Raw genomic sequence first — 12,351 nt, 5'->3', positions numbered from 1 at the left:
GCCAACGGCACAGCACCGCCCTCAGCGCCATGTTGCCCCAGGCCCAGGCATGGCCCAGCGAACGCAGCCGATCAGGAAGGTTGACCGACATCTCGCAGTTGAGGTTATGGGAGAGACGTTGACAACAAGGTCATTGACCATAAGGGCCTCCACGACGCCCTCCCCTTCTACCCGTTCGGCCCCCCACCAGTCCGGTCCGACCGTCTGGCGACCGCCAGCAACCCCCGCCCACTGACCCCAGGTTGCCTGAGTGCGGCGCGGGCCAGGGGGAGACGCACCCCCTGCTTCGCGGCCGCGAAGACCCGCAGCATGGTGCGGGCGAGGTCCCCCGCCCCGGCCCCATGCGACAGAAAGGCGCGCCACTCAGAGGCGGGAAGCCCGAAAAAGGCGCGGAAGAAGTCGGGGAGCATGTTCCCCGGCAGCGCCAACAGCGCGTCGACGCCCAGCAGGGCAAGTTCGCGGGCGGCGCGGCGCTCGGGAGGCCACAGGGCGGACCACCCCGCCCACACCGCCGCTTCAGGTCCAGACGCGACGAGGGCACCCGTCACCGCATCCGCTACCTCCGGCGCCGCGCTCAGCGCGCCCGCCACCTGAAAACCGCTGACCGGGTGCACCATGCCCGCCGCCGAGCCGAAGGCCAGCCAGGGACCGGGCAAAGGGGCGGCGGCGTTCATAGGAAAGGCGACCCACTCCTCACGCTCGATCTCGCCAGGGAGGGCACCAAGCGCCCTCAAGCGGGCGTACAGCCGCTCCCGCAACAGCGCGCGGGATGGCGCGGGGCGGGCGATCAGGCTCGTCTCCTCCACCAGGTAGCGTGTACCGCCGAGGTGCATGGCATAGAGGAAGGTGGGCGCGGCGCGCACGTCTGTGGCCGGAAGGTGTTCCGCGCGGTAATCCATCCACACCGTGCTGCCGGGCGAGATGGGCGGCGAGTCGAAATGGGCGACGACGCCGTAGGCCGTCTGCAGGGCCGCGCCGCCGGGATGCCGCGGCCGCCGCAAACTTCCCGCGTGCCCGCCCGCATCCACCACCACCGCTGCCCACCAGCGTTCGCCCGCCTGGCCGTGGACCTCCCAGCCCTCCCCCGCCCGCGCCGCGCCGCGCACCGTGCCCACCGTCCAGGTCAGGTGCTTCCCTGCCCGGCACAACAAGGCGTCCAGCAGTGCGGCGTTGTCCAGCAGCGCGTAGGGCCGCAGCAACGGGGTGGGCGTTTGCGTCATGTAGACGCGGACATCGGTCCACACCGCCTCAAGGCAGGCCTGGGCCCAGCCGGGCAGCTCGTCCAGCCACGCCCCGTAGGTGGGCGCGAAGGCCCGGGGCTCTTCGGGCGCGACGAGCCGCACGCGCAGGCCTCGGCGTGCGAATTCGGACGCGAGGGCCACTCCCGCCGGGCCGCCGCCCACCACCAGCACATCGGTTCGGGGAGGCGAGGGCGGCATCCCCGGCAGGCTAGCGCGCGGGGACGGCGCAAAAGTGTAGGCGTTCGTGCGGGCCGCTCCTGGGCGGTGGGTCAAGGAAGGCTCAAGCCGGGTGGGCCGCGGAGTGTGCCCAGCGTGCCCAAGGCCGGGCAGCGGGGCAGCTAGCCTGCCCCATGCCTTCTCGCAAAACCTCTTCTTCTCGGCAGGCACCGTCCGGCCTGGGGTGGCTGGCGCTCAGCACGCTCACGCTGGGCGCGTTGCTCACGGGGTGCTCGGCGGTGAACGTGCAAAACACCCTCAACCGCGCCGTCAGCACCCGGGGCCTGAACGTCGCTGCCGATCAGCGTTACGGCCCAGACGCCCGCAATGTCCTGGACGTGTACGCGCCTCAGAACGCACAGAACGCGCCCGTCGTGCTGTTTGTCCACGGTGGCTCGTGGGAAGGCGGCGACAAGATGGGGCACAGGTTCGTGGGCGAGAGCCTGGCGCGGGTGGGGTACGTGACGGGCGTGATGAATTACCGCCTCGCGCCGCAAAACCGCTATCCCGCCTACGTGCAGGACACGGCGGCGGCCCTGAGGTGGATGCGCGACAACGCCACGCGCTTCGGTGGTGGCCCCGACAACCTCTTCGTGATGGGCCACTCTGCCGGCGGCTTCAACGCCGTGGAGGCCGTGGACAACGCGCGCTGGTTGCGCGAGGCGGGCGTGCCCATCTCAGCGGTACGCGGCGTCATCGGCATCGCCGGACCCTACTCCTACGACTTCCGGCCCCTGGCCAGCCGCAATGCCTTTCCCGAGGGCAGCACCCCCGACGAGGTCATGCCGGACCGTCACGTCCGCCCGGACGCCCCGCCCCACCTGCTCCTCGTGGCGGAAAACGACCGGACGGTCTATCCGCAAAATGCCCTGAACATGGAAGCGGCGCTGAAAAAAGCGGGCATTCCCGTCACCCGCACCGTGCTGCCGGGCCTCAACCACATCACCATCGCCGCGGCGCTGGCCCGTCCCCTCACCTCACTGGGGCCGACACGCCAGCGGGTGACCGACTTTATCGAGGCGCACCGGGTGAATTGAGAATCCCACCTTTAAAAAGGTGGGATTCTCGCATCAGCGCCAGCTGCCAGCCTGGGCTGGTCTTCTCTCTCCACAAGCGTTTCGGAAGTTGCCTCCCATAAAAGCCGATGAATGCCCTGCGCCTGCTTAACCGCGGGCCCTCGGCCTCAGCGACCACAGACGCCGTGACGGGCCTTTTTAACCGCGCGGCGTTCACCTCGTACTCCAGGCGGGAATGGCACAACCACCGGCTGGCGCGGCGCCCCATCAGCCTGCTGCTGTGCGGCGTGGACTTTTCCAAACAGTACAACGACCGCTACGGCGACCTAGCGGGCGACAACTGCCTGAGGCAGATCGCCACACCCGGGCCAACGTGGGCGTAACCGCAAAGATTTCGTGGCCCGGCACGGAGGCGAGGAATTCGCGATGATCCTGCCCGGCACCAATGAGGCGGGCGCGGCGCTGTTGGCTGAGCGCCTCCTCGGGCAAGGATCGCGGACTTCACCTGCCTCACGAAGGACCGGGGATTGCTCCCACATCCCAGTGTGCGTGGGCATCACCACCTGGATTTCCGACGGCGCGCTGACCCCCGAGGACCTGACCCTGCGCGCCGGACCAGGCGTCTTCGGCAGGTACCCATTCAGTTCCCGGACCCACTTCTTGATCTGTGCTTAGAGAAAGAGGATTTCTTGTTGACCGGGCCCGGCGAGCGAACTTGAATGCGCTTGGGGGAGAACGGCGCCGCGCGTGGAAGGGCACCCCCACGGCGCCATTCGCGCTAAGTCAGTAACGAATCGGTGAAGGGCGCACCCCGGATCAATGCCAGAGGGAGGTCCTTACGGCGGACCCGTGGCCATTCCAACGTCAGTCGAGTCTTCAGCGCACCGACCGCACCGACGCACAAGTCACGGTGCGCAAGGGGGGGGCCTGCGGGAAGGGCTGGGCCGCAAGCCACCGCTCTTCCTGTTGAGCACGGGGCAGCCGAATGGGTTGCCAGCGCGGGAGGGACCCCTACGGATTCCGCTTAACCCGTGATCGATTCTGAAGGGTGGCGGAGTGCCTTTACTGCTGGCCGCTCTTTTTCCCTCTTGTTCGGCTCGCGTCAGGCAAATCTTATAACTGTCTGGCCAGAATCCGTATCACCCTATGTTGCCGACCTACGCGCAGACCGATCTCAGACGGTCTGTCCCCGAACCGATGGGTCTCCCAGCACCGGGTTCAGGCCGGCACGGCGCCGACGTGTGGCACGAGTTGTCGCCAGCTCTGCACGCCGCCCACCTGCACCGTCACGAAGCGCTCGAGCGCGCGCCACAGCGCCGGGCGCTGCTCCTCGGGCACAGGTTCCTCGATGCTCACGCGCACCGAGCGGCGCACCACGTTCTGCAGAAAGTCCAGGCCCTCCTCGGGGTACGCGGGCAGGCTCGCGCACGCTCCGCACAGCAGTTGACCGCCCAGTGGATCGGGATGCGAGGGCCCGGGCGCGCCGCAGCGTGCGCAACGGGTGGTCTGGGGAATGAAGCCCGCCAGCCCGAGCAGTTTGTAACTCATCACGAGCGCCACCCACTCCGGGTCCGCCTGGTGGGAGATGCCGCGCAGCGCTCCCGCAAACAGCTCAAAGGCCTGCTCGCTGAATTCACCCTCCTGAAACAGGGCGTCAGCAAGTTCGGCCATCAGGTGCGCGAAGGCGTAGCGCTCCGGCTCGGCCAACCTCGGCAGCGCGCCCTCCAGCACGGCCTGCTGCACGGTGGCCAAGTCTGCCTGCGGCGTCTGGTACAGCTGCGCGCCGACGTGATGGAAGAGGTTCAGGCGGCTGGACAGCTGGCCCCGCACGCCGCCGCGCGCAATGGCCTTCACCTTGCCCTGCGGCGTCAGCAGGGTCACGATGATGTCTCCGGCAGGCGTCACCCGCCGCCGGATCACGATGCCGCTGCGGTTGGCGCTGCGCGATCTCACGCAGAGCAGTCTAGGGTGTGGGCGGCAAAACGAGGGGGCGCAGAGGCACGGTTGGGGACCACCTTTGGCCCTGCGCCATTGGCCGTTTGACGCCCGGCCAAACGCTCCCCACCCCACCTTCACCGCCTGCGCCCCTCCCGTACACTGCGCCCCATGAGTGAGTTCCGCCCCAAGGATCACAGTGCCCGCGATCTCTTGCGGGAACTCTTTCCCGATACGTACCGCGAACTGTTTGGTGAGGGCCAGCCCCAGGCCCCCCTGACGCTGGGGCTGTATCCAGTGGCCGACGGACGGCTCGCCCTGGTGCATGGCGACCAGCTGGCCGAGTTCACGCCGCTGGACCCCAAGGGCAAGAACGCCCTGCACTGCGACCTGTGTCACTACACGCGCTCGCGTTCGGAGGCGGCGCTGTACCGGGTGGTGGTGGGCGCGCGGCGCACCCGCTACGTGACCCTGTGCCTGGACACCGAACCCTGCCAGAAGCGGGCGGGACCGCGCGGCCTGAGCCAGCTGTCCGGCCGTATCTTTCCTCTGGAGCCGATGTACCTGGACTAAGCCAGGTGATGTAACCTGGTTTCGCCCAGTTCTCCCTCCTCCTGAATGCCCCAGTGCCGGTGATCCGGTGGAAACACCTGGCCCGTCCACCCAAGCGCTCCTTTGTGAACGGCGATTCGGACCGCTGGTAGCTGGACTTTCCCCGGCAGGTCCTCGCGCTGTGCGTGCTGCGGCCCGCACCCACAAAAAGCTGGCCTCGAGGCTGCCGGGGCCGCCCGGGCGTGCGCCCGCCGCCTGTACAGTCCGGCCCCTGCCAACTCGCGCTGAATTCACCGGGCGCATGCTGGAAGGCGGCCCCACAGCCACACCTGCACCGCCTGAGACGTGCCGAGGGGAAGCCCGGAAGGGGCCGCCCCTGCTTCCCTGCCAGGAGCCGGAAATCTATGCTCAGCGAGTTATGAAGGCGTCCCTGTCCCTCGCCGCCCTGGGCCTGACGGTGTTGCTCTCGGCGTGCAGCCCAGCGCCAACACCGAGATTCCCAGCGTGCCCCGCACGTTGACCCCCGGCAAGTACGTCTGCCCGGCGGGCGGCCCACCGCCTCTGTGCTGGGGGCGGCCAGGCGGGGCGACACCGACCTGCCCCGCCTGGCCGCGCAGACCGATCTGCCCGGGACCATGCAGGACATTGCTCTACAGCGTCAAGAGCAGCATCAACGTGTACTACTACGGCTTTTGGCAGGTGAATCTGGACGAGGTGCACGATCAGGCCTACGTGGACGTCAAGAAACTCTTTCCCGGCGCCCTGGCAAACCACTTCGTGCCGTACAGCGACGACGCGCGGATTGATCCCCTGATGGCGCAGTACGTCGACGCCTTCGGGGACGAGCACACCTTCTACCGCAGCTTCTCGCAGGCGAACGCCTACCGCCGCGCCATCAGCAACCAGCCCACGTCCACGCCGGTCTTCGGGCTGAACGACGCGCCCGTGCCCGGTGAGGACGGGGCCGTCCTGACCAACACCCGATACGGCGGCCCTGCCTTCACGGCCGGATTGCGCCGCGGAGACGTTGTTCTCAGCGTGGACGGCACGCCCCTGAAGCGGAACGGGTCGAACGACGCCGACGCGCGGGCCGCCTACAGCAAGGTCATTGCGGGCGCGGCGGCCAAGCAGGCGGACGTGGTGTTCGCCGTGGGCTGGGGGCGGCGCGCAGCGGACCGTGACCTTGAAGGCAGGGCTGCGCCGCGGCGCAGCCCTGGGGTGAAATTCGCGCGGACGCCAGCGGCAAGAAGCACCACCACCTGCGCATTCCCACCTTCAGCGGCACGGGAATCGCCCAGCGCGTCCACGACCTGATGCGTGAGGCGCAGGGCGCAGTGGACGCGATCATCGACCTGCGTAACAACGGTGGCGGAGATCTGCGCGAGTATGTCGGCGCGGTCGCCGCCTTCTCGCCCACCACGGCGAAGGGGTGCGCTACGCCGACGGCAGCGTCTCCAGCTTCTCGTTGAGCAGCACAGGCGTGACCTACACGGCGTCTTGCGCCCAGCAGGAAGTCGCGCTGCCCCTCAAGGACACCACGGTCTTCAAGGGCAAGGCGGCCGTGCTGCTGAACGGGAACAGCGCCAGCGAAATGTTCGGCCAGAACATCCGTGCGGGCGGCAACAGCGTGCTGTTCGGCAAACCCACCTACGGGGTCAGCAATACCACCTTCAGCTCCGATCTGCCCGCCGAGCGCAACGTGAGCGTGACGGCGGGCCGTGTGCTGCTGAACGGCAAGGACGCCGACAAGCCGGTCAAGCCCGAGGTGAACGTCGCCGACCTCGCCAGGCTGGCGGCAGGTCAGGACGTGGGAATCGAAGCCGCGTTCAACCAACTGAAGTCGGCCCAGACATCCGCCCGGAAAACGGCGGCGTGGGGCAGACGGAAGAGCGCCCTTCTGTCCGGGGGCTTTTCCCCGCACACCTCATTCGGAGAACTGCTCTAGGCTGCGGGACGTGGAAGCGTTCTGGAATGAGCTGCGCCTGATGCAGGGCCTGCTCGCGGCGTTCGTGCTGAGCGGTCTGATCGGCTGGGAGCGCGAGCAGCGAAACCGTCCGGCCGGGTTGCGGACCCACATCCTGGTGGGCGTGAGCGCCGCGATGTTCGTCGTGCTGGCCGACACGCTGATCGACCGCTTTTCCGGCGACTCGCAACAGGTACGCTTCGACCTCGTGGGCGTGCTGGGCGCGGTGGTCAGCGGCGTCAGTTTTCTGGGGGCCGGGGCCATCTTCTCGGACCGGCGGGGCGAGGGCACCCAGGGCCTGACGACCGCGGCCGGCCTGCTCGCCACGGCGGGCGTCGGGGTGGCCTGCGGCCTGCACCTGTACGTGCTGGCGACGGGAGCCACCCTGCTGTTTCTGTTCACGCTGGGCTGGCTGGGCCGCCTGGCCGGAGAGATGTCGCGAACCGAGTCCACAAACGGAAAACAGCCGGGAGACAGCGAAAAAAGCAGGCCCGGCTGAGTACACTGCCCGCCCGTAGCCTGCTGCTGAACTAAGGCGGCCAACCGAGGGGCGAGAACCGCTCGGCAGGCCGGTTCAGCCAGCGCCGCGCTTTTTGCACCGGCTCGAGTTCAGGAAAGTGCTTCCCAACCAGGGCGTAGGTGTCTTCCCACAAGGCGTGCAGCGCTTCGATGCCCTGGGCCAGCGGTGCGGTCAGCACGTCTCCGAGCCGCCGGGTCAGGTCCTGAGGCCGCAGGGGGAGCAGACCTTCCAATACGGCCAGCCACTTGAATTCGCCGTGGGGCACATACACGCCGCCAAGCGCCATCAGGACCATCAACAGGTTCTTCTCGTCACGCCAGATGTTGCCGCAGCCAGGCCACTGGCGTAGGCCCGAGGTGGGCCCCGATCACCGCCACGGCGGGGGACGGGGATAGTCGGCGGCCTGTGCCTGCCAGCGCTTCAGCACCTCCTCGCCCCACAGACGCACCCCACCGCAACACCCCAATCGCGTTCAGCGCGGTTGCACCGGTCTGTTGCTCCGCGTGAACGGCACAGAGCCCGGCCTCCACGCCTTCCACTGTGCGGTGACTCAGGTCCAGGCGAACGCCTCCGAGCTGTCCCTGATCGAGCCAGAGGTCTTCATCCGGGAAGTAGGGAAAGGAGCGGGGGCTGGTCACGTCCAGGGATTGCAGGAGGCGGATACGTTCGGCATTGCTGGGCGGTGCGTGCCAGAACACGCCGATCTCCAGATCGGCGGCGAGGCCCCGGGCCACCGGGCCGCCCACGGGCACGGCAGCGAGCCCAGGAAAAACAGACCAGACGTGGGGAAAACGGCGGGCCAGATCGAGCCGCCACTGGGCTTCCAAGTTCAGGCCTCTGCAGTTGTGGGCTTGCGTACTGGGCAACACACCGGGTGAATCGTTCAAGGTAAGTCTGCTTTCAGCATATGGATCATGGACGGGCAACGGAACGCGGCGAGAACCAACACAAAAGCAACCTCTCGCGGCCGCGGGGTTGCTGGAACGATTGGATTCTTTGCCTGGGACAGGCCGAACTGCCGGCGTCTACCAGCGGTCCTTCTGGAGCTGGACCGGCGTTGACAGGACAGACAACTTGCGGCTGAATTTCTTCCCTGCCGGCCCGGTTCCACCGCCTTTCACTCCCGGGACTCTATATGGCCTGTTCCACACTTCCTCATTTTTTTGTATACAATATACAGGTGACTCTTTTTGAAAGGCCCGGGCTGGTGCGCGACGGTGTATACGGCCACCTGCGCCGCGCAGTGCTGGACGGCGAGTTCGCGCCCGGCGAGCGGCTGGGCGAGGTGGAACTGGGCGACCGCCTGGGCGTGAGCCGGACACCCATCCGCGAGGCGCTGATGCGGTTGATGCAAGACGGCCTGCTGGTGTCCGAGGCGAACAAGGGGGTCCGCGTGCGAACTGTCAGCGCCGCCGAGGCCCGCGACACCTACGTGGTACGCGAGGAATTCGACGGTCTGGCCGCTGCGCTGGCCGCACAGGCCCACACCTCTGAGGACGCCGAGTTGCTGCGCGCCGCCCTGAACACCCTCCAGACCGCTGCTGGAAACGACTACCGCCGCCAGACGCGGCTGGACCTGGCCTTTCATTCCGCCGTCACGCTCGCCGCCCACAACGCCGCCCTCGTGGAAATCGCGCGGGGCCTCGAACAGCGGGTGGCCCTCATCAAACACCAGACCCGCACGTACAACGCCCACCCCGACACCGCCCGTCAGCACGCCAACATTCTGGAAGCGGTGCTCGCGCGGGATATCGGTGCGGCCCGCGAGGCTGCCCGGTTGCACGTCCGCACCTTCGGCAGGCTCGTGCTGCAAAACCTCGAAGACAGCGCCACCCCTGGAGAAACGCCATGATTGACCAGATCTACCGCAAGGCTGTCCTGACCGTCTCGGGCCAGAAATTCGTCGAAGACCTCGTGCGCTCGCGCGGTTGGGGCATGGCGCAGCGCTTCGTGGCGGGCGAGGACGCCACCTCCGCCCTCCAGGCCGTCAAGGAGCTGGAACGCGACGGCATCTTGAGCAACCTCGACCTGCTGGGCGAGTTCGTCGCCTCGCCGGAGAAGGCGAATGAATTCGCCGAAAAGGTGCTGCACCTGCTTGACGAGGCGCACGCCGCCGGAATCACGCCCTACGTCAGCGTGAAGCTTTCCTCGGTGGGTCAGGGCCAGGACGTCGCCGGTATGGACCTCGGCCTCGCCAATGCCCGGCGCATCATCGGTCGCGCCAAGGCGTATGGCGGCTTCGTGTGCCTGGACATGGAGGACCACCCCCGCGTGGACGTGACCCTCGCGCAGTTCCGCGAACTGGTCCGCGAGTTCGGCAACGGCCACGTCGGCACCGTGCTCCAGAGCTACCTCTACCGCACGGAGGCGGACCGGGACAGCCTGGACGACCTGCATCCCAACCTCCGCATCGTGAAGGGCGCATACCTCGAACCCCCCTCCGTCGCCATGCCCGACAAGGCGGACGTCGACGCCGGTTACCGCCGCCTCGTGTACGCGCACATGAAGGCGGGCAACTACGTCAACGTCGCCACGCACGATGAGCGCATCGTGGAGGACGTGAAAATGTTCGTGCTGGCCCACGGCACCGACAAGGAGAACTTCGAGTTCCAGATGCTCTACGGTATCCGCCGCGACTTGCAAAAGGCCCTCGCCGCCGAGGGCTACCGTGTGCGGGCGTACATCCCTTATGGCCGCGACTGGTATCCGTATTTCAGCCGCCGCATCGCTGAAACGCCGCGCAATGCTGTGTTCGTCCTGCGGGGAATGCTCAAGGGGTGAGGCCATGAATCCTCTGGGCCATACCAACACCTATTGGCTTCGGGAGTTCATGTTTCAGGCCATAGGAAAGGTTAAACCGTGACCAATAGATTAAAACCTCGTCAACACAATTTTCCAGCTACACCTTTTTTGACTGCTTGTGGGATTAATAGTAGGGCCGGCGTTCTACAATTTGTAAATACAGGCTCTTATCAGTTTTTAAAGTCTTAAACTCTTTTCGAAAGGCATTGGTATTGAGTGCCCCAGTCCTGTTGATTTCGCAAAGCAGTAATGATTTACAAAACATGCCAACGGGTACAAGCATTTCATGTGCAACGGTCACAAGCCCACTGAAGATTGCCCAGAGCTGTTCTCCGAGTTTTTAAATGTTTTTGCCGCTGGATTTGATAGCCCTCGGGCCAGCGAGCCAGACTTCTCCAGCTCTGTCCACGGCGAAGCCGACGATCTTGAACTCTACCGCTACTGCTACCCCAGCCGACAGCCAAGACCCCTCTAAAGGAGCCGCCCCATGATCAAAGTCCAAGACTACCGCCCCCAAGCCTTCACCGACTTCAGCCAGCCTGAGAACGTCGCTGCCTATCAAGCTGCGCTTCAGAAGGTCCGCGCCGAACTGCTGGGCAAACACTACCCCCTCGTGATTGATGGCGAACGGGTGGACACGGCAGAAAGGCTGACCTCCCTCAATCCCTGCGACACCTCGGAAGTGGTGGGCACGACGGCCAGGGCGACGGTAGAGGACGCCCAGCGCGCACTGGACGGCGCGTGGAAGGCGTTCGAGTCGTGGAAGAAGTGGGACATGGACGCCCGCGCCCGCATCCTGCTAAAGGCCTCGGCGATCCTCAAGCGCCGCCGCCTGGAAGCCTGCGCCCTCATGAGCATCGAAGTGGGCAAGAACTACGCTGAGGCCGACGTGGAAGTGGCCGAAGCCATCGACTTTCTGGAGTATTACGCCCGCAGCGCCATGAAATACGCGGGCTTCGGCTCTGCCGAGACCACCTGGTACGAGGGCGAGGAAAACGGCCTGATGTTCCTGCCGCTCGGCGTGGGCGTTTCCATCAGCCCCTGGAACTTTCCCTGCGCGATCTTCCTGGGGATGCTCGCCGCGCCCATCGTGGCAGGCAACTGCGTAATCGCCAAGCCCGCCGAGGACTCGGGCCTGATCGCGGGCTTCGTGGTGGACGTCCTGCTGGAAGCGGGGCTGCCTGCGGGCGTGCTGCAATTCCTGCCCGGCATCGGCGCTGAGGTGGGCGAGTTCCTGACCACGCACCCGAAGACGCGCTTTATCACCTTCACGGGCAGCCGCGCCGTAGGTCTGCACATCAACGAGGTGGCGGCCAAGGTGCAGCCCGGCCAGAAATGGATCAAGAAGGTGGTGCTGGAACTCGGCGGCAAGGACGCCATGATCGTGGACGAGACGGCCGATCTCGATGTGGCCGTCACCGCTGCCGTACAGGGCGCGTTCGGCTTCAACGGCCAGAAGTGCTCGGCCATGAGCCGCCTGATCGTGGTGGATGAGGTCTACGGCGCCGTGGTCAACGCCTTCGTCGAACGTGCCCAGGCGCTGAAGATGGGCACGGGTGAGGAGAACGCCAACATCACGGGTGTGGTCAACGAGATGAGTTTCAAGAAGATCAGCGGCTACCTCGAACTCGGCCCGCAGGAAGGAAAGTTGCTGCTGGGCGGTCAGGCCCCCGGCGAGTGCGGCGGCAAGAAAGGCTACTACATCCAGCCGACGATCTTCGGAGACGTGGACCAGGGGGCACGCATCGCCCAGGAGGAAATCTTTGGGCCCGTGGTGGCCGTATTTCGCGCGCGTGACTGGAACCACGCCCTCGAAATCGCCAATTCCACCGAGTATGGCCTGACGGGCGGCGTGTGCAGCAACCGGCGCGAGCGGTTGGAGCAGGCGCGAAATGAGTTCGAGGTGGGCAACCTCTACTTCAACCGCAAGATCACGGGGGCAATTGTCGGTGTGCAGCCCTTCGGCGGCTACAACATGAGCGGCACCGACTCCAAGGCAGGCGGCCCCGACTACCTCGCCAACTTCATGCAACTCAAGACGGTAACTGAGCGCTGGTGAGCCAAAAAATTCACGATGATACCCCCACCGGGGGGAGTGAGAGAAGC

15 protein-coding genes are annotated in these 12,351 nt (G+C 66.3%); 11 read left to right on the top strand and 4 right to left on the bottom strand.

The annotated features are described in order from the left end of the window. Positions 1–167 precede the first annotated feature (167 nt). Positions 168–1,439, bottom strand: coding sequence for a lycopene cyclase family protein (locus B9A95_RS17425; protein ID WP_084048455.1), 1,272 nt, complete (start codon positions 1,437–1,439; stop codon positions 168–170). A gap of 152 nt (positions 1,440–1,591) precedes the next feature. Between B9A95_RS17425 and B9A95_RS17420 the strand changes: the two genes are divergently transcribed. From B9A95_RS17420 to B9A95_RS37220, 3 genes are all read left to right on the top strand, one after another. Then, complete coding sequence (locus B9A95_RS17420; RefSeq protein WP_084048454.1) at positions 1,592–2,494, top strand: alpha/beta hydrolase; 903 nt, start codon at positions 1,592–1,594, stop codon at positions 2,492–2,494. A gap of 107 nt (positions 2,495–2,601) precedes the next feature. Then, positions 2,602–2,856 (top strand): diguanylate cyclase domain-containing protein, encoded by a 255-nt coding sequence (locus B9A95_RS36350; protein ID WP_084048453.1) that lies wholly within the window; start codon positions 2,602–2,604, stop codon positions 2,854–2,856. A gap of 13 nt (positions 2,857–2,869) precedes the next feature. Beyond that, positions 2,870–3,148 carry a diguanylate cyclase domain-containing protein gene (locus tag B9A95_RS37220; RefSeq protein ID WP_139806852.1) on the top strand — a complete coding sequence of 93 codons (279 nt, stop codon included), beginning with the start codon at positions 2,870–2,872 and terminating at the stop codon, positions 3,146–3,148. A gap of 543 nt (positions 3,149–3,691) precedes the next feature. On the opposite strand, the gene recO is transcribed toward B9A95_RS37220, so the two are convergent. After that, positions 3,692–4,426 (bottom strand): DNA repair protein RecO, encoded by a 735-nt coding sequence (gene recO, locus B9A95_RS17405; protein ID WP_084048451.1) that lies wholly within the window; start codon positions 4,424–4,426, stop codon positions 3,692–3,694. 153 nt (positions 4,427–4,579) lie between these two features. Here recO and B9A95_RS17400 point away from each other — a divergent pair, with 153 nt between their 5' ends. The 5 genes from B9A95_RS17400 (at position 4,580) to B9A95_RS17380 (ending at position 7,422) form a co-directional block, all read left to right on the top strand. Then, positions 4,580–4,981 (top strand): hypothetical protein, encoded by a 402-nt coding sequence (locus B9A95_RS17400; protein WP_084048450.1) that lies wholly within the window; start codon positions 4,580–4,582, stop codon positions 4,979–4,981. Positions 4,982–5,431: 450 nt separating this feature from the next. Next, positions 5,432–6,274 (top strand): S41 family peptidase, encoded by an 843-nt coding sequence (locus B9A95_RS17395; protein ID WP_139806851.1) that lies wholly within the window; start codon positions 5,432–5,434, stop codon positions 6,272–6,274. Then, entirely contained in the window at positions 6,274–6,429 is a 156-nt protein-coding gene (locus B9A95_RS36345; RefSeq protein ID WP_281255878.1) for a S41 family peptidase, read from the top strand. Before B9A95_RS17395 ends, B9A95_RS36345 begins: the two co-directional genes overlap by 1 nt. Next, positions 6,390–6,905 carry a S41 family peptidase gene (locus B9A95_RS17385; protein WP_084048447.1) on the top strand — a complete coding sequence of 172 codons (516 nt, stop codon included), beginning with the start codon at positions 6,390–6,392 and terminating at the stop codon, positions 6,903–6,905. The genes B9A95_RS36345 and B9A95_RS17385 overlap by 40 nt, the downstream gene beginning before the upstream one ends. Positions 6,906–6,915: 10 nt before the next feature. Then, a complete protein-coding gene (locus tag B9A95_RS17380; protein ID WP_084048446.1) occupies positions 6,916–7,422 on the top strand; it encodes an MgtC/SapB family protein in 507 nt (168 codons plus the stop codon). Between the two features lie 31 nt (positions 7,423–7,453). On the opposite strand, the gene B9A95_RS17375 is transcribed toward B9A95_RS17380, so the two are convergent. Beyond that, complete coding sequence (locus tag B9A95_RS17375; protein WP_139806850.1) at positions 7,454–7,741, bottom strand: hypothetical protein; 288 nt, start codon at positions 7,739–7,741, stop codon at positions 7,454–7,456. 13 nt (positions 7,742–7,754) lie between these two features. Further along, a complete protein-coding gene (locus tag B9A95_RS17370) occupies positions 7,755–8,330 on the bottom strand; it encodes a hypothetical protein (protein WP_139806849.1) in 576 nt (191 codons plus the stop codon). A 293-nt stretch (positions 8,331–8,623) separates the two neighbouring features. Between B9A95_RS17370 and B9A95_RS17365 the strand changes: the two genes are divergently transcribed. From B9A95_RS17365 to pruA, 3 genes are all read left to right on the top strand, one after another. Further along, entirely contained in the window at positions 8,624–9,295 is a 672-nt protein-coding gene (locus B9A95_RS17365) for a GntR family transcriptional regulator (protein ID WP_245808357.1), read from the top strand. Next, on the top strand, positions 9,292–10,224 hold the full coding sequence (locus B9A95_RS17360; protein ID WP_084048442.1) for a proline dehydrogenase family protein: 933 nt from the start codon (positions 9,292–9,294) through the stop codon (positions 10,222–10,224). The genes B9A95_RS17365 and B9A95_RS17360 overlap by 4 nt, the downstream gene beginning before the upstream one ends. A 508-nt stretch (positions 10,225–10,732) precedes the next feature. Beyond that, the gene (pruA, locus tag B9A95_RS17355) at positions 10,733–12,304 is read left to right on the top strand and encodes an L-glutamate gamma-semialdehyde dehydrogenase (RefSeq protein ID WP_084048441.1); all 1,572 of its coding nucleotides are present in this window, start codon (positions 10,733–10,735) and stop codon (positions 12,302–12,304) included. Positions 12,305–12,351: the final 47 nt, after the last annotated feature.

Origin of the sequence: Deinococcus hopiensis KR-140, assembly GCF_900176165.1 — a bacterium.
GTDB lineage: Bacteria > Deinococcota > Deinococci > Deinococcales > Deinococcaceae > Deinococcus > Deinococcus hopiensis.
This window is presented reverse-complemented; position numbering and strand designations above follow the sequence as displayed.